19 protein-coding genes are annotated in these 19945 nt (G+C 65.4%); 1 reads left to right on the forward strand and 18 read right to left on the reverse strand.

The annotated features are described in order from the left end of the window. On the forward strand, positions 1-759 hold the full coding sequence (locus tag AC1DFC_RS04110) for a hypothetical protein (protein ID WP_007836971.1): 759 nt from the start codon (positions 1-3) through the stop codon (positions 757-759). Positions 760-792: 33 nt separating this feature from the next. Here AC1DFC_RS04110 and AC1DFC_RS04115 read toward each other — a convergent pair whose 3' ends face one another. The 18 genes from AC1DFC_RS04115 to frr all read right to left on the reverse strand — a co-directional run bounded on the left by AC1DFC_RS04115 (position 793) and on the right by frr (position 19940). Further along, on the reverse strand, positions 793-1209 hold the full coding sequence (locus AC1DFC_RS04115; protein ID WP_042674026.1) for a DUF4149 domain-containing protein: 417 nt from the start codon (positions 1207-1209) through the stop codon (positions 793-795). Positions 1210-1220: 11 nt separating this feature from the next. After that, the gene (gene greA, locus AC1DFC_RS04120; protein WP_007836973.1) at positions 1221-1697 is read right to left on the reverse strand and encodes a transcription elongation factor GreA; all 477 of its coding nucleotides are present in this window, start codon (positions 1695-1697) and stop codon (positions 1221-1223) included. A gap of 64 nt (positions 1698-1761) precedes the next feature. Continuing rightward, on the reverse strand, positions 1762-2631 hold the full coding sequence (locus AC1DFC_RS04125; RefSeq protein ID WP_478178695.1) for a Kdo hydroxylase family protein: 870 nt from the start codon (positions 2629-2631) through the stop codon (positions 1762-1764). Positions 2632-2639: 8 nt separating this feature from the next. Continuing rightward, positions 2640-5888: a carbamoyl-phosphate synthase large subunit gene (carB, locus tag AC1DFC_RS04130; RefSeq protein ID WP_478178696.1), complete on the reverse strand. Its 3249-nt coding sequence runs from the start codon at positions 5886-5888 to the stop codon at positions 2640-2642. Then, a complete protein-coding gene (gene carA, locus AC1DFC_RS04135) occupies positions 5881-7065 on the reverse strand; it encodes a glutamine-hydrolyzing carbamoyl-phosphate synthase small subunit (protein ID WP_007836976.1) in 1185 nt (394 codons plus the stop codon). The genes carB and carA overlap by 8 nt, the downstream gene beginning before the upstream one ends. Before the next feature lie 142 nt (positions 7066-7207). After that, entirely contained in the window at positions 7208-7993 is a 786-nt protein-coding gene (locus tag AC1DFC_RS04140) for a TrmH family RNA methyltransferase (protein ID WP_007836977.1), read from the reverse strand. 5 nt (positions 7994-7998) lie between these two features. After that, positions 7999-8721 carry a ribonuclease HII gene (gene rnhB / locus AC1DFC_RS04145; RefSeq protein WP_478178697.1) on the reverse strand — a complete coding sequence of 241 codons (723 nt, stop codon included), beginning with the start codon at positions 8719-8721 and terminating at the stop codon, positions 7999-8001. Further along, on the reverse strand, positions 8693-9841 hold the full coding sequence (gene lpxB / locus AC1DFC_RS04150) for a lipid-A-disaccharide synthase (protein ID WP_478178698.1): 1149 nt from the start codon (positions 9839-9841) through the stop codon (positions 8693-8695). Before lpxB ends, rnhB begins: the two co-directional genes overlap by 29 nt. Before the next feature lie 10 nt (positions 9842-9851). Next, a complete protein-coding gene (gene lpxA, locus AC1DFC_RS04155; RefSeq protein WP_007836980.1) occupies positions 9852-10640 on the reverse strand; it encodes an acyl-ACP--UDP-N-acetylglucosamine O-acyltransferase in 789 nt (262 codons plus the stop codon). A gap of 26 nt (positions 10641-10666) precedes the next feature. Then, a complete protein-coding gene (gene fabZ, locus AC1DFC_RS04160) occupies positions 10667-11125 on the reverse strand; it encodes a 3-hydroxyacyl-ACP dehydratase FabZ (RefSeq protein WP_007836981.1) in 459 nt (152 codons plus the stop codon). 23 nt (positions 11126-11148) lie between these two features. Further along, the gene (gene lpxD / locus AC1DFC_RS04165) at positions 11149-12126 is read right to left on the reverse strand and encodes a UDP-3-O-(3-hydroxymyristoyl)glucosamine N-acyltransferase (protein ID WP_478178699.1); all 978 of its coding nucleotides are present in this window, start codon (positions 12124-12126) and stop codon (positions 11149-11151) included. A 14-nt stretch (positions 12127-12140) separates the two neighbouring features. After that, positions 12141-12686 carry an OmpH/Skp family outer membrane protein gene (locus AC1DFC_RS04170; RefSeq protein WP_007836983.1) on the reverse strand — a complete coding sequence of 182 codons (546 nt, stop codon included), beginning with the start codon at positions 12684-12686 and terminating at the stop codon, positions 12141-12143. Further along, positions 12687-15158 carry an outer membrane protein assembly factor BamA gene (gene bamA, locus AC1DFC_RS04175; RefSeq protein ID WP_007836984.1) on the reverse strand — a complete coding sequence of 824 codons (2472 nt, stop codon included), beginning with the start codon at positions 15156-15158 and terminating at the stop codon, positions 12687-12689. 38 nt (positions 15159-15196) lie between these two features. Next, positions 15197-16570 carry an RIP metalloprotease RseP gene (gene rseP, locus AC1DFC_RS04180; protein WP_478178700.1) on the reverse strand — a complete coding sequence of 458 codons (1374 nt, stop codon included), beginning with the start codon at positions 16568-16570 and terminating at the stop codon, positions 15197-15199. 29 nt (positions 16571-16599) lie between these two features. Next, on the reverse strand, positions 16600-17790 hold the full coding sequence (gene ispC, locus AC1DFC_RS04185) for a 1-deoxy-D-xylulose-5-phosphate reductoisomerase (protein WP_478178701.1): 1191 nt from the start codon (positions 17788-17790) through the stop codon (positions 16600-16602). Next, positions 17787-18632 carry a phosphatidate cytidylyltransferase gene (locus AC1DFC_RS04190; protein ID WP_478178702.1) on the reverse strand — a complete coding sequence of 282 codons (846 nt, stop codon included), beginning with the start codon at positions 18630-18632 and terminating at the stop codon, positions 17787-17789. The genes ispC and AC1DFC_RS04190 overlap by 4 nt, the downstream gene beginning before the upstream one ends. 19 nt (positions 18633-18651) lie before the next feature. Then, positions 18652-19371, reverse strand: a complete 720-nt coding sequence (uppS, locus tag AC1DFC_RS04195) for a polyprenyl diphosphate synthase (protein ID WP_478178703.1) — start codon at positions 19369-19371, stop codon at positions 18652-18654. Between the two features lie 8 nt (positions 19372-19379). Further along, positions 19380-19940: a ribosome recycling factor gene (frr, locus tag AC1DFC_RS04200; RefSeq protein ID WP_007836991.1), complete on the reverse strand. Its 561-nt coding sequence runs from the start codon at positions 19938-19940 to the stop codon at positions 19380-19382. Between the last annotated feature and the right edge of the window lie 5 nt (positions 19941-19945).

Consider the following 19945-nt stretch of genomic DNA (forward strand, 5'->3'; position numbering starts at 1 on the left):
TTGGTGGCAGCGCAAGGCGCCCAGCGCCACATCCTCTGCATGAAATGGGGCACGAAATACGGCCCCGAATACGTCAACCGGCTCTACGCGATGGTGCGCCGCAACCTCCGCGGCGACTTCAAGTTCGTGTGCCTGACCGACGACGGCAACGGCATCCACCCCGAGGTGACGTGCCTGCCGATCCCGCCCCTCAATCTGCACCTGGCCCCGGGCCAGCGCGATGGCGCCTGGAAGAAGCTCACGACCTTCGAGCAGGACCTGCACGGCCTGCGCGGCACCGCCCTCTTCCTCGACCTCGACGTGGTGGTCGTCGGCAGCCTGGACGCCTTCTTCGAACAGCCCGGCGAATTCCTGATCATTCACGACTACGCCCGCCCCTGGCGACGCGAGCGGGTCACCGGCAATTCGTCGGTCTACCGTTTCGAGTTGGGCGCCCATGCCGACGTGCTGGCGTATTTCCGCGCCAACATGGACAAGGTCCAGGCCGAGTACCGCAACGAGCAGGCTTACCTCTCCGACGTGCTCCACAAGCAGGGCAAGCTGGCCTACTGGCCTGACGCCTGGTGCCCGAGCTTCAAGTACCACGGCATCCCGACCTGGCCGACCAACTACTGGGAAGAGCCCTTCGTGCCCGAGGGCGCGCGCATCATGGTGTTCCATGGCGAGTGCAACCCGCCGGATGCGCTGGCAGGCCGCCGCAACCGGGCCTTCCGGTACATCCGGCCTGCGGGCTGGGTCGCCAAGTATTGGAAAGAGTGAGAGGCACGAGGCGGCAATTGCCGCCTCTGCACTTCAGCCCGGCTTGCGGGCGCCCATGCGCCATAGCAGCACGCCGGTACACAGCCACTGCACGAAGTACATGCCGGTGCCCACGGCGTGCCACAACTTGAGGTTCTCGCGCGCCAGGATGCGCGGCGCCACGGCGTACTGCTGAAGCAGCGCCAGCAACAGCGCCCCCAGGATGAAGAAGATCGCCGTCATCGCCGGCCCGTCCATGCGCTCGTCGGCCTTGGACCTGAAATGGATCAGCAGGATCAGTCCGCAGGCAATTGCGATCCAGCTCTGCGCCTCGAACAACTGGCCGGCGAAGTTGCCCGCCACCGATGGATTGCCCAGCTTCGCGAACAGCATCGGCACCACCAGGAAGCCGATCGTGGTGAGGCTACCCCACCAGAAGGCGGCCAGCATCAGCGCAATGCGGTCTTTCACGGGTCGAAGAATCAGAGGTAGCGAACGGCCACGATCTCGTAGCGCTTGAGTCCGCCGGGCGCCTGCACTTCGGCGGTGTCGCCTTCTTCCTTGCCGATCAGCGCACGCGCGATCGGGCTGGAAATGTTGATCAGGCCGAGCTTGAGGTCGGCTTCGTCTTCACCAACGATCTGATACTTCACCGCGTCGCCGGTCTCTTCCTCTTCGAGCTCCACGGTGGAGCCGAACACCACCTTGCCACCGGCATCGAGCTCGCTGGGATCGATGATCTGCGCGGCCGACAGCTTGCCTTCGACCTCCTGGATGCGGCCTTCGATGAAGCCCTGGCGGTCTTTGGCGACTTCGTATTCGGCGTTCTCGCTCAGGTCGCCCTGGGCACGCGCTTCGGAGATGGCGTTGATGACCCAGGGACGGTCCACCGTCTTGAGCTGGTGAAGTTCGGCGCGCAGCTTTTCGGCACCGCGCTTGGTGATTGGAATGGTGGCCATGTTTGGTTCTCCATAAAGCGAAACCGCCGAACGATGCCGTTCGGCGGTCGATTGGGGGGACAGGTCAGACGAGATTGCGTCCGGTCAGCCGGCTCAGGATGGCGAGCGGGCTCGAGCCGGGATTGTATTGCTTCGAAGCGGCCAGATGAAGGGTCTGCTCGAGCATGTACTGGCCCGCCATCACGGCGTGCGAGGTCTGGTCGGAGAAGCACACCCACACCGAGCCCGGCGGGAACTCGGCCTTTTCCTGCGGCGAGTTTTCCTGGTACGCCATGTCCGATTTCATGCCGTCGTGCAGCTGCAGCATCAGGTGGTCGTACTCGCTGCGGAACGACTTGGTCACGTGCAGCGCCTGCAGCAGCCTGGCTTGCCAGCGCACATACGGCTTGGCGCGCGGCAGGAAGCGCTTCGCGATGTTCTCGAAAGGCTCGCCCACCCGCCACACGCGCGGTGCGCCTTCAGGATTGACATTGGTGAACACACGCAGGATGCGCTCGCCGTAGTTGGGACGCGACGGGAACGCATCGACGTGCAAACGCCGATCGTCCGCGCGCCACGACTGCACGCGCGTCTCGACCTGCGCCGGCCGGTAGCTCGTGGGCGCCAGCCGCAAGGCTGGCGTGTAATGCGGCAGCAGCCCATGAATGAGCTGCGTGGCCTGCGCCCGGAAGCGCCCCACCATCGCCGCGGCCTTGCGCTGCACCGCCTCGTCGCCGACAGCGCCCTTGAGCTTGCCATTGGCATCGAGGCTGATGTTGCGCACATCCGGCGACAGCAGGCTCGGCGTGAGCAGGCTGCGCTCTTCGGGCAGCAGCTCGAAGCTCAGGCGCGGGAAATACAGCACCTTGCCCGCTTCCAGCTCCGCGATCCACGCCTCGTTCGGCGTGGCCGCGTTCCAGTCGCTCAGGCCCAGTTCGACGAGCTGCGTTTCCATGACGGCGCTCAGGCGGCAGCCAGCTGCGCGTGCATCTCCTGCACCGAGATCACGCCCAGCTCGTCCATGAAGCCCATGCCTTCCACCGCGGCTTCGGCGCCGAAGATCGTGGTGAACGTGGTCACGCGCGCCAGCAGCGCCGAAGTGCGGATTTGCCGCGAATCGGTGATCGCATTGCGGCGCTCTTCCACCGTGTTGATGACCAGCGCAATCTCGTTGTTCTTGATCATGTCCACGATGTGCGGGCGGCCTTCGGTCACCTTGTTCACCGTCGCACATTCGATGCCGGCGGCGCCGATGGCGGCAGCCGTGCCCTTGGTGGCGATGATCTCGAAGCCCAGCTTGACGAGTCCGCGCGCCACTTCCACGGCACGCGCCTTGTCGTTGTTCTTCACCGAGATGAAGACCTTGCCCGACTTCGGCAGGTGTGTGCCCGCGCCGAGCTGCGACTTCACGAAGGCTTCGCCGAAGGTCTTGCCCACACCCATCACTTCGCCGGTCGACTTCATTTCGGGGCCGAGGATGGTGTCCACGCCCGGGAACTTGACGAACGGGAACACGGCTTCCTTCACGCTGAAATACGGCGGCGTGACTTCCTTCGTCACTCCCTGCGACTTGAGCGACTGGCCGGCCATGCAGCGTGCCGCCACCTTGGCGAGCTGGATGCCGGTGGCCTTGCTCACGTAGGGCACGGTGCGAGAAGCGCGCGGGTTCACTTCCAGTACGTAGATGACGTCCTTGCCGTCTTTCTGCTGGATCGCGAACTGCACGTTCATCAGGCCGACCACGTTCAGAGCCTTGGCCATCGCGGCGCTCTGGCGCTTCAGTTCAGCGATGGTTTCTGCGCTCAGGCTATAGGGCGGCAGCGAACAGGCAGAGTCGCCCGAATGCACACCGGCCTGTTCGATGTGCTCCATCACGCCACCGATCAGCGTGGCGCCTTCGGCGTCGCGGATGCAGTCGACATCGCACTCGACAGCGTCGTTCAGGAAGCGGTCGAGCAGCACCGGCGAGTCGTTGCTGACCTTGACCGCTTCGCGCATGTAGCGCTCGAGGTCGCGCTGCTCGTGCACGATTTCCATCGCGCGGCCGCCGAGCACGTAGCTCGGGCGCACCACCAGCGGGTAGCCCAGCGCCGCAGCCTTTTCGAGCGCCTCGGGTTCGGTGCGCGCCGTGGCGTTCGGCGGCTGGCGCAGGCCCAGTTCATGCAACAGCTTCTGGAAGCGCTCGCGATCTTCGGCCGCGTCGATCATGTCGGGCGAGGTGCCGATGATCGGCACGCCGTTGGCTTCGAGGTCGAGCGCGAGCTTCAGCGGCGTCTGGCCGCCGTACTGCACGATCACGCCGAGCGGCTTTTCGCGGTCGACGATCTCGAGCACGTCTTCGAGCGTCAGCGGCTCGAAGTACAGCCGGTCGGACGTGTCGTAGTCGGTCGACACGGTCTCCGGGTTGCAGTTGACCATGATGGTCTCGTAGCCGTCCTCGCGCATGGCGAGCGCAGCGTGCACGCAGCAGTAATCGAACTCGATGCCCTGGCCGATGCGGTTGGGACCGCCGCCGAGCACCATGATTTTCTTCTTGTCGGTCGGATCGGCTTCGCACTCGTCCTCGTAGGTCGAGTACATGTAGGCCGTGTTGGTCGCGAACTCGGCCGCGCAGGTGTCCACGCGCTTGTAGACCGGGCGCACGCCCAGGGCACGGCGCTTCTCGCGGATGGCCGTGTCGGTGGTCTTGAGCTGCTTGGCCAGGCGGCGGTCGGAGAAGCCCTTCTTCTTCAGCGCGAGCAGCGTGTCCTTGTCGATCTGGTCGAGCGACTTGGTTTCCAGCTCGAGTTCGATCTTCACGATCTCTTCGATCTGCACCAGGAACCACGGGTCGATCTTGGTCAGCGCGAACACCTCATCGACGCTCAGGCCCATGGCGAAGGCATCGCCCACGTACCAGATGCGCTCGGGACCGGGCTCGCCCAGTTCCTTTTCGAGCACTTCGCGGTCCTGCGTCTTCTCGTTCAGGCCGTCGACGCCCACTTCGAGGCCGCGCAGGGCCTTCTGGAACGACTCCTGGAAAGTGCGGCCCATGGCCATCACCTCGCCCACCGACTTCATCTGCGTCGTCAGGCGCGAGTCGGCCTGCGGGAATTTCTCGAACGCGAAACGCGGGATCTTGGTGACCACGTAGTCGATCGAGGGCTCGAACGACGCGGGCGTGGCGCCGCCGGTAATTTCGTTGCGCAGCTCGTCGAGCGTGTAGCCCACGGCCAGCTTGGCCGCGACCTTGGCGATCGGGAAGCCCGTGGCCTTGGAGGCCAGCGCCGAGGAGCGCGAGACGCGCGGGTTCATCTCGATGACGACCATGCGGCCGTCCTTCGGGTTGATGGAGAACTGCACGTTCGAACCGCCGGTGTCGACGCCGATCTCGCGCAGCACGGCCAGCGAGGCGTTGCGCAGGATCTGGTATTCCTTGTCGGACAGCGTCTGCGCCGGTGCCACGGTGATCGAGTCGCCGGTGTGCACGCCCATGGGGTCGAGATTCTCGATCGAGCAGACGATGATGCAGTTGTCGGCCTTGTCGCGCACGACTTCCATCTCGTACTCCTTCCAGCCGAGCAGCGATTCTTCGATCAGCAGCTCGTTGGTCGGCGAGGCTTCGATGCCGCGCTTGCAAATGGTCTCGAATTYGTCGGGGTTGTAGGCGATGCCGCCGCCCGTGCCGCCGAGCGTGAAGCTGGGGCGGATCACGGTCGGGAAACCGAGCGTCTTCTGCACGGCCCAGGCTTCGTCCATCGTGTGGGCGATGCCCGAGCGCGCCGAACCGAGACCGATCTTGGTCATCGCGTCCTTGAACTTCAGACGGTCCTCGGCCTTGTCGATGGCTTCGGGCGTGGCGCCGATGAGTTCGACTGGCTTGTTGGTGGCCGCGCCCGTGTACTTGTCGAGCACGCCGTTGCGCCAGAGGTCGAGCGCGCAGTTCAGCGCGGTCTGGCCGCCCATGGTCGGCAGGATCGCGTCGGGGCGCTCCTTGGCGATGATTTTCTCGACGGTCTGCCAGGTGATCGGCTCGATGTAGGTGACGTCGGCCGTGGCCGGGTCGGTCATGATCGTCGCGGGGTTGCTGTTGATCAGGATGACCTTGTAGCCCTCTTCGCGCAGCGCCTTGCAGGCTTGCACGCCGGAGTAGTCGAACTCGCAGGCCTGGCCGATGATGATCGGGCCGGCGCCGATGATGAGGATCGATTTGAGATCTGTGCGCTTAGGCATTCTTGCTCTCCGTCTTGTGCTTTTCCATGAGTGCCGTGAAGCGATCGAACAGGTAGCCGATATCGTGCGGGCCGGGCGAGGCTTCAGGGTGGCCCTGGAAGCAGAACGCGGGCTTGTCGGTGCGCGCCAGGCCCTGCAGCGTGTTGTCGAACAGGCTGATGTGGGTGGGACGCAGGGTAGCCGGCAGCGACTTCTCGTCGACCGCGAAGCCGTGGTTCTGGCTGGTGATGCTCACGCGGCCGTTGTCGAGGTCCTTCACCGGATGGTTCGCGCCGTGGTGGCCGAACTTCATCTTGAAGGTCTTGGCGCCCGAGGCCAGCGCCATGATCTGGTGGCCCAGGCAGATGCCGAAGGTCGGGATGCCGGTCTCGATCAGTTCCTTGACGGCGCTGATGGCGTAGTCGCAAGGCTCCGGGTCACCGGGGCCGTTGGCCAGGAAGATGCCATCGGGCTTGAGCTTGAGCACGTCGGCCGCGGGCGTCTGTGCCGGCACCACGGTGATGCGCGCGCCGCGCTGCGCGATCATGCGCAGGATGTTCTTCTTGACGCCGTAGTCGAAGGCGACGACGTGGAACTTCGGCGTGATCTGCACGCCGTAGCCCGCGCCGAGCTTCCACTCGGTTTCAGTCCATTCGTAGGTCTGCGTGACCGACACCACCTTGGCGAGGTCGAGGCCCGACATGCTCGGCGCGGCCTTGGCTGCGGCGATGGCCTTGTCGATCAGCGCCTGCGTCACGGTCTCGCCCGCGGCCAGGCCCAGGATGCAGCCGTTCTGCGCGCCGTGGGTGCGCAGGTGTCGCGTGAGCTTGCGGGTGTCAATGTTCGCAATGGCCACCGTGTTGCCGGACACGAGGTACTCGGTCAGCGTGGTGGTCTTGCGGAAGTTGGAGGCGACGAGGGGCAGGTCCTTGATGATCAGGCCCGCGGCATGGATCTTGTCGGCTTCGATGTCTTCACCGTTGACGCCGTAGTTGCCAATGTGCGGATACGTGAGGGTCACGATCTGCTGGCAGTAGCTCGGGTCGGTGAGGATTTCCTGGTAACCGGTCATGGCGGTGTTGAACACCACTTCACCGGTCGTGGAGCCGGTGGCTCCGATCGAATTGCCTTGAAAGACCGTGCCGTCTGCGAGCGCCAGGATGGCGGGCGGGAAACTTCCCTTGAGAGACAAAAGCACTGGGTTCTCCGGATGGTTACGGTCGCCCGGAGCCCCAGGCGCGTTGCCTGCGGACTGCTGCTTCAGGGGATTTTGGCGTTAAAGGCGGCCGGGCGACGCTGATTTGCGAGTAAGCCCCCGATTGTAGCCCGGACTGGGTGTGTTATTTGGCCTGCAGGGCTGCTCCGCTCGCATGCAAGCAGATCGCGGCAGCTGCCGCGACGTTGAGCGACTCCTCGCCGCCTGGCTGGGCGATGCGGATATGGTGCGTGGCGCGCGCCTCGAGCGCGGGCGACACGCCCTGCCCTTCATGGCCCATCAGCCAGGCGCAGGGATGCGGCAGCTCGGCCTTGTGAAGCCACTCGCCGTGGTGCGAACTGGTCGCCACCAACGGCACTTTCAGGCCGTCGAGCACGTCGGCGTCCACGCCTTCGATCAGCCGCAGGCCAAAATGCGCACCCATGCCTGCACGCAGCACCTTCGGCGCCCACAGGGCCGCCGTACCCTTGAGCGCGATCACCTGGGTGAAGCCGAAAGCGGCCGCGCTGCGAAGGATGGAGCCGGCGTTGCCGGCGTCCTGCAGACGGTCGAGCACCACGCTGGGCGCATCGGGGATCAGCTCCGGCCGCGCTGGCAGGTCGAGCACGAAGCCCATCGGCGCAGGCGACTCCAGGCCGCTGGCGCCGCGCAGCAGATCGTCGCTGACTACTACGGTTTTAATAGCGCTACTTGCCCATTCGGCAGGGGCTGTAGGCCAGAAAGACTCCGAAAACACCGCAATCGCCGGCTTCACGCCGCGCGCCAGCGCCGCCCGGCACAGATGGTCACCTTCGAGCCAGATGCGGCGCAGCTTGCGATAGGCGCCCGGGTCCTGGGCCAGTTTGCGCAGGTCCTTGAGGAGCGGGTTGTCGCGCGAACTGATGAGGCTCGCGCCGGGATCGGTGGTCATGAGAGTCAGGGCGCAGCGCGCAGGTCGAGGTGCACGGTCTCGACCGTTGCCGCGAACACCGTGGGCGCGGCAGACTCAGTCTCGACGACCTGCGCGGTACCCGCTGCCGTCCGAGCCAGCGCGGCGGCAACCGGGCTGAACGACCTGCGGTGATGCACACAGGCGCCGTGGCGCTGCAGCGCTTCCAGGTGCTCCGGCGTGCCGTAGCCCTTGTGGCCGGCAAAGCCGTAATTCGGAAATTCGACGTGCAATTGCTCGCAGAGACGGTCGCGATGGACCTTGGCCAGGATGGACGCAGCCGAAATCGCCTTGACCAGCGCATCGCCCTTGACCACGGCTTCGGCCAGCACGTCCAGCGTCGGCAGGCGGTTGCCGTCGACCAGCACCTTGGCCGGCTTCAGGCGCAAGCCCTCGACCGCGCGCCGCATCGCAAGCATCGTGGCCTGCAGGATGTTGTGCATATCGATTTCCTCGACGCTCGCCTGGGCGATGGAGCAGCAAAGGGCCTTGGCCAGGATCTGGTCGTGCAGGCGCTCGCGCTGCAAAGGTGTGAGGGTCTTGGAATCGGCCAGTCCGCGGATCGGCCGGGTGTCGTCGAGGATCACCGCCGCGGCCACCACGGGGCCCGCCAGCGGGCCGCGACCGGCCTCGTCCACGCCTGCGAGCAGGCCCGGCGCGTCCCACACCAAACGGGCTTGCTCAGCTTTCAAGAACTTTCTGGATCGCATCGGCGCAAAGTGTCGGCGTATCGCGCTGCAATTGCACGTGCAGCTCGGAAAATCTTTGTTGCAGGGCCCGCGTCTTTTCGGGCTCGTCGAGCCAGGCGAGCGTGGCCTGGGCCAGCGCCTCGGGCGTGGCGGCTTCCTGCAGCAGTTCGGGCACCACGAACTCGCGGCACAGGATGTTGGGCAAGCCGACCCACGGCTGCAACTGCTTGCGCTGCATCAGGCGCCACGAGAGCGCGTTCATGTTGTATGCGATGACCATCGGCCGCTTGAACAGCGCCGCCTCGAGCGTGGCGGTGCCGCTGGCGATCAGCGTGGCGTCGCAGGCGGCCAGTGCGGTGTGCGACTGGCCATCGAGCAGCTTCACCCGGCCCGTCATGCCGCTGGCCTGGAGCAAGGCCTCGACCTCGGAGCGCAGCCCCGGAAGGATGGGCGCCACGAACTGGAGCGCCGCCCGGGCCTTCTGCATCAGCGCGGCGGCGGCGAAGAATCGGTCCGCCAGGTAGCGTATCTCGGAGCGGCGGCTGCCCGGCAACAAGGCGACGACCTGAGCCTCGGACGCCAACCCGATCGCGGCGCGGGCCGCGGCGCGGTCGGGTGTCATCGGGATCACGTTGGCAATCGGATGCCCCACGTAGCTCGCGGCAACACCCTGCTTTTCGAGCAGTTCGGGCTCGAACGGGAAGATGCACAGCACATGGTCGGCTGCAGCCCGGACCTTCTCGATGCGCTTCGGCCGCCAGGCCCAGATCGAAGGGCAGATGAAATGCACGGTCTTGATGCCCTGGCTGCGCAGCCCGGCTTCGAGATCGAGATTGAAATCGGGCGCATCGACGCCGATGAACAGCTCGGGCCGTTCGCTCAGCAAACGGGTCTTCAGCTGGCGGCGGATGCCGGCGATCTCGGCATAGTGCCGCAGCACCTCGACGTAGCCGCGCACCGCGAGCTTTTCCTGCGGCCACCAGCTCTGGAAGCCGTGGGCCAGCATGCGGGGGCCGCCGATGCCGACGGTCTGGAGATCCGGCCAACGGGCCTGGAGGCCATCGAGCAGCAAACCCGCGAGCAGATCGCCGGAGGCTTCGCCCGCGACCAGCGCGAAGCGTCGCTGTCCGTCCTTCTGCATCGCGGTCACGTCAGCGCGCGATGCCGCGCGTCGAGTTGGCGAGGAAGGACTCCATCAGCGCGACGTCACCTGCAGCTTCCGGCATTTCCGTCGCGAGCGCGGCAATGCCCAGGCGCGCTTCTTCGAGCGTCTTGCCCTGACGGTATAGCAGGCGATGCATCTGCTTCACCGCTGCAAGCCGCTGGGCAGAGAAGTCGCGCCGCCGCAGGCCGACGATGTTGAAGCCGCGCACTGCCAGCGGATTGCCGTCGACCAGCATGAAAGGCGGCACGTCCTGCGACACCGCGCTTGCGAAGCCGAGCATGGCATGCGCCCCCACCGAGACGAACTGGTGAATGCCGGTGAGCCCGCCGACCGTCACCCAGTCTGCGAGGTGAACGTGGCCGGCCAGCGTGGTGTTGTTGGACAGCGTGGTGTGGTTGTCGACCTGGCAGTCATGCGCGATGTGCGTGTACGCCATGATCCAGTTGTCGTCGCCCACGCGCGTCACGCCGCCCGCCCCCGGCACGCCGAGATTGAACGTGCAGAACTCGCGAATGACGTTGCGGTCGCCGATAACGAGCTCGGTCGGTTCGCCCGCGTACTTCTTGTCCTGGGGAATGGCGCCGAGCGACGAGAACTGGAAGATCCTGTTGTCGCGCCCGATGGTCGTGCGCCCCTCGATCACGCAATGCGCGCCGATGGTAGTGCCCGCGCCCACCCGCACGTGCGGACCGATCACGGTATAGGGACCGACCGACACCGAGGCGTGGAGTTCGGCCTGGGGGTCGACGAGTGCGGTCGAATGAACCTGGGTCATGCCTTGTGGAAACGACTGCGGCCGGATCAGTTGATCTGGCGCATGGCGCACATCAGCGTCGCCTCGCAGGCGAGTTCGCTGCCCACCAGGGCCCGGCCCTTAAACTTGGAAATGCCGGCCTTCATGCGCTCGATCTCGACTTCGAGCGTCAACTGGTCACCGGGCTCCACGGGCCGCTTGAAGCGTGCGCCGTCGATGGCGGCAAAGTAGTAGACGGTGTTGTCGTCCGGCACGATGTCGAGCGAGTGGAACGACAGCAGGGCCGCGGCCTGGGCCATGGCTTCGAGCATCAGCACGCCCGGCATCACCGGACGGTGCGGGAAGTGGCCGTTGAAGAACGGCTCGTTCATCGTCACGTTCTTCAGCGCCGTGATGCGCTTGCCCTTTTCCATGTCCAGTACGCGGTCCACCAGCAGGAACGGGTAGCGGTGGGGCAGCAGCTTGAGGATTTGATGGATATCGAGCGCTATCGCTGGCTTTGTCATGATTTTCTGTTCCTGCATCGTCGTCATTTTTTCGAGGGAGCCTTCTCCAGCGCCTTCAGTCGTTCGCGCAGGCTGTGCAACTGCTTGAGCGTTGCCGCATTCTTTTCCCAGCTCGCATTGTCATCGATGGGAAACATGCCGGTGTATTGGCCGGCCTTGTGGATCGAACGGGTAACCACGGTTGCGGCGGACACGTGGACGCCGTCGGCCACCGTCAGATGGCCCAGCACGATGGCGCCGCCGCCGAAGGTGCAGTTGGCACCGATGGTGGCGCTGCCAGCCACGCCGACACAGCCCGCCATGGCGGTGTTCTTGCCGACGCGCACGTTGTGGCCGATCTGGATCAGGTTGTCGAGCTTCACGCCGTCGTCGATCACTGTGTCGTCGAGCGCGCCGCGGTCGATGCAGGTGTTGGCGCCGATCTCGACGTCGTTGCCGATGCGCACCGCACCCAACTGTTCGATCTTGATCCAGCGCCCCTCGTGCGGCGCCAGGCCGAAGCCGTCGGCACCGATGACCACGCCCGGGTGCAGCAGGCAGCGCTCGCCGATGGTGCAGTCTTCGCTGACCGTCACCCGGGACTTCAGCACAGTGCCCGCACCGATGCGCGCGCCCCGCTCCACCACGCACAGCGCGCCGATGCGCGCAGTGGCATCGACTTGCGCCTCAGCATGGATCACTGCGCTGGGATGGATGCGATCGGCTTCCGGACGCGCGTGGTGCGCCTTCCAGAGCTGTGTCAGGCGGGCAAAGTAGAAGTACGGATCCGGCGTGAGGATGAAAGCGCCACGCGCCGCAGCCGCCTCGCGCATGGCCGGCGACACGATCACGCAAGCGGCCTTCGAAGCCGCCAATTCCTGCTGGTATTTGGGATGGCTCRGGAAACTGAGCGCATCGGGCTGCGCATTCTGCAGCGGCGCCAACCGCTCGATGGACAGCGCCGCATCGCCATGAAGTTCGCCCCCAAGGGCGTCAACGATGGCTCCGAGCTGCAGTGACACGCCGGCTCCCGGCGCTACTTGCCGGCCGCAGGCGCAGAAGAGCTGACCGACGCGTTCAGCGCCTTGATCACCTTGTCGGTGATGTCGTGCTTCGGATTGATGTAGATCGCCTCCTGCAGGATGGCGTCGTACTTCTCGGCCTCGGCCACCTGCTTCACCACGCGGTTGGCGCGCTCGTAGACCTGCTGGAGCTCTTCATTCTTGCGCGAGTTCAGGTCTTCCTGGAACTCGCGCCGCTTGCGCTGAAAGTCGCGGTCCTGGTCAACCAGCCCGCGCTGACGCGCTGCCCGCTGGCTTTCCGACAGGGTGGGTGCCTCGCGCTCGAACTTCTCCGAGGCCGCTTTCAGGGCGTCTCCCTGCGAAGTCAGATCCTTCTCGCGCTTCAGGAATTCGGCTTCGAGTTTTGCCTGGGCAGTCTTGGCCGGCTGCGCCTCGCGCAGCACGCGGTCCGGGTTCACGAAACCGATGCGAAAGGTTTCCTGCGCCTGGGCGGGCACCGCAGCGAACGCGAGAGCGGGAATCAACAACACGCCTGCCGCGGCGCGAATCAAATGCTTCATTTAGAAAGACGTTCCGATCTGGAATTGGAGGCGCTGAATTCTATCCTTCGGGATGTAGCCGGGCGTCAGCGGGACCCCTACTTCCTTCTGGGACTTGATGGGGAAGGCGTAGGCGAGGCGCAGCGGGCCCAGCGGCGAGATCCAGCTGATGCCCAGGCCGACGGAAGCGCGCAGCTTCTTCTCGGCCTTCCATTGCTCGTCGGTCAGTCCGGCGGCACGCGAGCCGAACACATTGCCGACGTCGAAGAAGCCGTACAGGCGCAGCGTGCGGTCGTTGCCGGCCCCCGGGAACGGCGTGCTCAGCTCCGCGTTGAAGATGGCCTTCTTGGTGCCGCCCAAAGCAGCACCTTCGCTCTGGCCCAACAGCGGCACGTCGCGTGGACCCAGCGAGTTTTGCTCGAAGCCGCGAATGGAGCCGAGACCACCCGCGTAGAAGTTCTTGAAGATCGGATAGACCTTGCCGCCCAGCGCCTTGGCATAGCCGACTTCGCCGTTGATCGAGAAGGTGTACTGCTTGTTGATCGCGAAGAACTGCTGGTACTGGTAGTTCGTCTTGACGTACTTCATGTCGCCCGCCACCCCCAGTTCGAGGTTGGCACGCTGCAGCCGCCCGGTGGTCGGAATCAGCGCGCTGTCGCGGTTGTCCCGGCCCCAGCCTACGCTCAGCGGCACGCCCCAGACGCTGTCCTGCGAGCAGCCCGTAACGAGCCAGCCGGCCGGTGTCGGCGGCAGCAGCGGGCCGTTGCTCACAGGGCTCGTGTTGAGATGGCACTGGAAGTAGTCGAGGTAAGAACGCGGCGTGGTCAAGCCCGCGAGTGCCGTCGTCTTGTTCGGATCGAACGCATACCGCTCCAGGCCGATGCCGAAGAAGACCGTATCGACCTCGCTGAACGGAACGCCAAAGCGGATGGAAGCGCCCTGGTTGACCAGCTTGTAGTCGCCGTCGATGGTCGTCGAATACGGCCGTGTCGTCGTGTGATACACGCTGATCGTGCGCGAGATGCCGTCAGGCGTGAAGTACGGGTCGGTCGTCGTCAGCGACAACGTGCGGTTGTACTTGCTGGTGTTGACCTGCACGCCCAGGAAGTTGCCCGAGCCGAACACGTTTTCCTGCGAAATACCGAAGGTCAGTGCGACCTTCTCGGCGCTCGAGTAGCCGGCGCCGAGCTGCAGGCTGCCGGTGGGCTTTTCGGCCACGTTGACTGTCAGGTCCACCTGATCAGGCGAGCCGGGCACTTCCTGCGTATCGACATTCACCTCGGTGAAGAACCCCAGGCGGTCCACGCGGTCGCGCGAGAGCTTGATCTTGTCGCCGTCGTACCAGGAGGCCTCGTACTGGCGGAACTCGCGGCGAATGACTTCGTCGCGGGTCTTGTTGTTGCCGCCCACCGACACGCGCCGCACGTACACGCGGCGCGAAGGTTCGGCCTGCAGCGTGAGCGCGACCCGGTTGTTGACACGGTCGATCTCGGGGCGCGCCTGCACGCGTGCGAACGCGTAGCCGAAGGTGCCGAAATAGTCGTTGAAGGCCTTGGTGGTCTCGGTGACCTGCTCGCCGTTGTAGGGCTCGCCCGGCTTGATGGTAATGAGCGACTTGAATTCCTCGTCGCGGCCGAGGTAGTTGCCGTCGAGCTTGACGCTCGACACCACGAACTTCTCGCCTTCGGTGATGTTCACGGTCACCGTCAGGTCCTTGCGGTCCGGCGAGATGGCAACCTGGGTCGAGTCGATGCGGAACTCCAGATAGCCGCGCGTGATGTAGTACGAGCGCAGGGTTTCGAGGTCGGCGTTGAGCTTGGCGCGCGAGTACTGGTTCGACTTGGTGTACCAGCTCATGAAGCCGCCGCTGTCCTGGTCGAACAGGCTCAGCAGCGTCGATTCGCTGAAGGCCTTGTTGCCCACCACGTGCACTTCGCGGATGCGGGCCGAATCGCCTTCGGTCACGGTGAAGGTCAGGTTGACGCGGTTGCGCTCGATGGGCGTGACGGTGGTCACGACCTGCGCGTTGTAGAGGCTCTTGCTCACGTACTGGCGCTTGAGTTCCTGCTCGGCACGGTCGGCCAGCGCCTTGTCGTAGGGACGGCCATCGGCCAGGCCGACTTCGCGCAGCGCCTTCTGCAGAGCCGCCTTGTCGAACTCCTTCGCACCAACGAAATCGACGTCTGCAATGGTCGGCCGCTCTTCGACGATCACCACCAGCACGTTGCCGTTCACGTCGATGCGCACATCCTTGAACAACCCCAGATCGAACAGCGCACGAATGGCGGCTGAGCCGCGCTCGTCGCTGTAGGTATCGCCCACGCGCAGCGGCAGCGATGCGAAGATCGTGCCGGCTTCGACGCGTTGCAGGCCTTCGACGCGAATGTCGCGCACCGTGAAAGGCTCGACGGCCCAAGCTGCCGTGGCGGCGAGCGCACTGGCGACCACCGCGGCAACGCTACGCAGGCGAAAGCGACTGAAGTTTTTGTTCATCTGTGAATTGAACCGGCACGGAAAGGGCCGGCTGAAAGTTAACCAAAGAGCCGCGTGACGTCGTTGAAGAGTGCGACCGACATCATGACCAGCAGCAGGGCCACACCCCCGCGCTGAAGCCGTTCCATCCAGGCGTCGGAGACGCTCTTGCCGGTCAGGCCCTCCCAAAGATAATACATCAGGTGTCCACCATCGAGGACCGGCAGCGGCATGAGATTGAGGACCCCGAGGCTCACGCTGATGAGCGCCAGGAAGATCAGATACTGAGTGAAGCCGAGGCTTGCGGACTTGCCCGCGTAGTCGGCGATCGTGAGCGGACCGCTCAGGTTCTTGAGCGAAACCTCGCCGATGACCATCTTGCCCATCATGCGCACAGTCAGCGCGGAGACCTCCCAGGTGCGCACTACGCCGCGCCAGACACCGTCGATCGGCCCCTGGCGCACCGTCACCATTTCGGGCGGCGCACCGACGTACGCGCCGATGCGACCGACCTTGTTGCCGCCCTCTTCCCGCACCTCGGGTTTCACGTCGATCGTGAGCGACCTGCCACCGCGCTCGACCTGCCAGGCCTGCGTGCGCGGCTCGCCGCCATCGACCGACGCCCGGATCGCTTCACGCAGCTGCTGCCCGTCGACGATGGCCGTGCCGCCGATGGCACGCACCACGTCGCCGTTGCGAAGACCGGCACTCTCGGCCGCGCCACCTGCCATGACTTCACCGATCTCGGGCCTGGTCAGAGGTGCCAGCACGCCGATCTTGCGGAACATTTGAGGATCAGCGTCCTTGGCCTCCATGCGGCTCAGCGGCAGCACCAGTTGCCGCGCCGGCCGCCCGCCCTCGCCCGCCACTTCGAGCGTCAGGTCGTGTCCATCCAGCGCGCCGCGCGTCATGCGCCAGCGCAGGTCCTCGAAGGACTGCACCGGTGAAAGGTCTCCATCGAAGCCCGCCCGGGTGATCTGTTCGCCACCGCGCAGGCCCGCTGCCTCGGCCAGAGAAGCCGCCACCGGCCGCGCAAGCCTGGCGACCGGCTCCTGCACGCCGATCCAGTTGACCGCGGTGTAAAGCACGACGGCCAGCAGCAGATTGGCAATAGGCCCCGCCGCAACGATGGCCGCTCGCGAACGCAGCGGCTGGGTGTTGAAGGCGCGATGACGCTCTTCGGGCGCAACCGGCCCTTCGCGCTCGTCGAGCATCTTGACGTAGCCGCCCAATGGAAAGGCGCCGATGACGAATTCGGTCTGCTGTCCCGGATGCTGGCGCTTCGGTTGCCAGCGAAACAGCGCCTTGCCGAATCCGACGGAGAAGCGCTCGACCTTGACGCCACAGGCAACGGCCACGCGGTAGTGCCCGTATTCGTGCACCGCGATCAGGACACCGAGCGCGACCACGAAGGCTATGACTGTGAGCAGCATCGGGATCCTTGGTCTCTTGAGGGGGTACGTCAGGCTGCGAAGCGCAGCGCAGCGGCATTGGCCGCCGCACGGGCGCTGGCATCGATCGCCAGCAGGTCGGCCAGCGATGCCGGCTTGGAGGGAGAGACTGCTTCCAAAGTTTCCATGTTGACCGCATGAATGCAATCGAACCGAAGGCGGCGGCTCAGGAAAGCTTCCACCGCAACCTCGTTGGCAGCGTTGAGCACCGCCGTCGTGCCCGGTGCGGCCCGCAGTGCGTGCCATGCCAGGCCCAGCCCTGGAAAGAGCGCCGCATCGGGTGCATCGAAGGTCAGCGAAGCCATCTGGCGGAAGTCGAGCCGCGCGGCGCCGCTCTCTATGCGTTCGGGCCAGGCCAGGCCCACCGCGATCGGCACCCGCATGTCGGGCGTACCGAGCTGTGCGATGACCGATGCATCGGTGAACTGCACCATCGAGTGCACCACGCTCTGCGGATGGATGACGACCTCGATCTGCTCGGGCGAGACGCCGAACAGGTGACGCGCCTCGATCACCTCGAGCGCCTTGTTCATCATGGTGGCCGAGTCGACCGAAATCTTGCGGCCCATGACCCAGTTCGGATGGGCACAGGCCTGCTCGGGCGTTACCGTGCCCAGGGTTTCCGGAGCACGCGTACGGAACGGACCGCCCGAGGCGGTCAGGATGATCTTGTCGATGCGCCGTGCCCAGGTGGATGGGTCCTCGGGCAGCGACTGGAAGATGGCCGAATGCTCGCTGTCGATAGGCAGCAGCGTGGCGCCGCCCTCGCGCACGGTACGCATGAAGAGCTCGCCGCCGACGACCAGCGCCTCCTTGTTGGCCAGCAGCAGGCGCTTGCCGGCGCGCGCGGCGGCCAGGCACGGGCCCAGGCCTGCGGCACCGACGATGGCGGCCATGACGGCATCCGTTTCGTCGTGGGACGCTATCGTTTCGAGAGCATCGTCACCCATCAGGACAACTGTCTTCAGGCTGTTCTGCTTCAGCTTTTCAGCCAGCATCGCGGCATGCGGCGCGCTGGCCATCACCGCGAACCGCGGCAAGAACTGGGCGCACTGCGCCAGCAACTCGTCGACCTTGGTGGCAGCCGAAAGCGCGAACACCTCAAAGCGCTCGGGGTGGCGCGAAATGACGTCGAGCGCGCTCACGCCGACCGAGCCGGTCGAGCCGAGCACCGTGACGCGTTGTCTTCTGAGTGAGTTCACAGGAAAGCCAGCATCATGGCAATGGGAAGCGCCGGCAAGAGGGCATCCACGCGGTCGAGAACACCACCGTGGCCGGGCAACAGCCGGCTGCTGTCCTTGGCGCCGGCACTGCGCTTGATGAGAGATTCGACGAGGTCGCCCACGACGCTCATGGCCGAGAGGAACAACGCGGCGAGCAGCAGGAGCCACCAGCCACGCTCGTTGAGACGGGTGTAGAGGCTGGCCACGGCGGCGCCGGTTGCCTTGTCGGCCCAGGCCCAGGCAAAGGCCAGTACCACCACGCCGATCATGCCGCCCCAGACACCTTCCCAGCTCTTGCCGGGACTGATCGCGGGCGCGAGCTTGTTGCGCGTGAACCTGAGGCCGAAGGCACGGCCGGCGAAATAGGCGAACACGTCGGCCACCCATACCAGCACCAGGATCGACAGCAGGAAGTTGATGCCGATCATGCGCGCCTGCACCGCGGCAAGCCACGCCACCCAGAGCGCAAGCAGGCCGCCGACCAGCCGCAGCCCACGCGGAATGCGGGGCCAGCCCGGCACCGCCACGCGCAGCAGGGCCGCACCGCCCAGCACCCAGGCTGCGCTGGCCAGGGTCCACACCAGCACCAGCGGCCGCTCCAGCAACCCCAGCCACCAGGACAGCGCACACAGCACCACCATCTCGAAGCCGAGGAATACCGACAGCCGCTGGCCGTATCCGTTCAGGCGCCCCCACTCCCAAGCGGCCGCGCCGATCAAGACCAGCATGACGCAGGCAAAAGGGATGTAGTTTCGGTAGAACAGCGCCGGCAGCAGGAACGCGAGCAGCACGATCGCCGTGAGGATGCGTTGTTTGAGCATGCGTGAGGTTGTGAGGTCTTCAGCCCGCAGCCGTCGAAACCTGTGCCGAGGTCTGGCCGAAGCGGCGCTCGCGGCCTTGGAACGCGGCAATCGCCTCGTCCAGCGCGGCCTCGTCGAATTCGGGCCACAGCTTGTCGCTGAAGAAGAGCTCGGTGTAGGCACTCTGCCAGAGCAGGAAATTGGACAACCGCTGCTCGCCGCCCGTTCGGATGAACAGGTCAGGGTCGGGCACGTGGGCCAGGGCCATGGCGCGGTCGAGGCTGATCTCGGTGATCGCTTCGCCCTGCGCCACCAACCTGGCGGCGGCCTGCGCGATGTCCCAGCGGCCGCCGTAGTTGAAGCAGACGTTGAGCACCATGCGCGTGTTGTGTGCCGTGGCAACCTCGGCGTCGACCAGGCCCTTCACCATCTTCGGTGACAGGCCGCCCCGCTCGCCGACGAAATGCAGCCGCACACCGTCGCTGCTGAGCTTGGGCACCTCGCGGGCGAGCGCCCCGACCATCAGCTCCATAAGCCCGGAGACTTCCTCGACGGGCCGATTCCAGTTCTCGGAGGAGAACGCAAACACCGTGAGCACGCCCACGCCGCGATCGGCGCAGGCCTTGACACAGCGCCGCAGCGCTTCGACGCCCTGTTTGTGCCCCGCGACGCGAGGCAGGAAACGTCGCGTCGCCCAACGGCCGTTGCCGTCCATGACGATGGCAACGTGGTGGGGAATGCGCGGCGCTGACGAGGCCATGGCGAGCCTCAAACGGCCATGATCTCCGCTTCCTTGGCCGCGACCAGGCGGTCGATTTCCGCGATGTGGCGGTCGGTAACCTTCTGGATCTCGGCTTCGGCACGCTTCTGGTCGTCTTCGGAGGCCAGCTTGTCCTTGACCAGCTTCTTGACCGACTCGTTCGCGTCACGGCGCAGGTTGCGCGTGGCGATCTTGGCGGTTTCGCCTTCGTTGCGGACCAGCTTGGTCATTTCCTTGCGGCGCTCTTCGCTCATGGCGGGCAGCGGCACGCGGATCAGGTCGCCCATCGAGGCGGGATTCAGGCCCAGGTCGCTTTCGCGGATGGCCTTCTCGATCTTGGCGCCCATGCCCTTTTCCCAGGGCTGGACGCTGATGGTGCGCGAGTCGAGCACCGACACGTTGGCCACCTGGCTCAGCGGCACCTGCGAGCCGTAGTACTCGACGTGGATCGAGTCGAGCAGCGCCGAATTGGCGCGACCCGTTCGGATCTTGGTGAGGTTGTTCTGGAATGCGGCGAGCGACTGATTCATCTTCGCGTCGGTCGCACTGCGGATGTCTGCAATGGTCATCTCAA

This window comes from Variovorax sp. 10L421 (genome assembly GCF_056395365.1).

Coding starts and splice junctions, on each gene's coding strand:
- AC1DFC_RS04125 (WP_478178695.1), bottom strand. CDS start 2,631: ATGGAAACGCAGCTCGTCGAACTGGGCCTGAGCGACTGGAACGCGGCC.
- uppS (WP_478178703.1), bottom strand. CDS start 19,371: ATGGCCTCGTCAGCGCCGCGCATTCCCCACCACGTTGCCATCGTCATG.
- AC1DFC_RS04170 (WP_007836983.1), bottom strand. CDS start 12,686: ATGAAGCATTTGATTCGCGCCGCGGCAGGCGTGTTGTTGATTCCCGCT.
- AC1DFC_RS04190 (WP_478178702.1), bottom strand. CDS start 18,632: ATGCTCAAACAACGCATCCTCACGGCGATCGTGCTGCTCGCGTTCCTG.
- AC1DFC_RS04140 (WP_007836977.1), bottom strand. CDS start 7,993: ATGACCACCGATCCCGGCGCGAGCCTCATCAGTTCGCGCGACAACCCG.
- lpxB (WP_478178698.1), bottom strand. CDS start 9,841: ATGCAGAAGGACGGACAGCGACGCTTCGCGCTGGTCGCGGGCGAAGCC.
- greA (WP_007836973.1), bottom strand. CDS start 1,697: ATGGCCACCATTCCAATCACCAAGCGCGGTGCCGAAAAGCTGCGCGCC.
- bamA (WP_007836984.1), bottom strand. CDS start 15,158: ATGAACAAAAACTTCAGTCGCTTTCGCCTGCGTAGCGTTGCCGCGGTG.
- rseP (WP_478178700.1), bottom strand. CDS start 16,570: ATGCTGCTCACAGTCATAGCCTTCGTGGTCGCGCTCGGTGTCCTGATC.
- lpxA (WP_007836980.1), bottom strand. CDS start 10,640: ATGACCCAGGTTCATTCGACCGCACTCGTCGACCCCCAGGCCGAACTC.
- fabZ (WP_007836981.1), bottom strand. CDS start 11,125: ATGACAAAGCCAGCGATAGCGCTCGATATCCATCAAATCCTCAAGCTG.
- rnhB (WP_478178697.1), bottom strand. CDS start 8,721: ATGCGATCCAGAAAGTTCTTGAAAGCTGAGCAAGCCCGTTTGGTGTGG.
- frr (WP_007836991.1), bottom strand. CDS start 19,940: ATGACCATTGCAGACATCCGCAGTGCGACCGACGCGAAGATGAATCAG.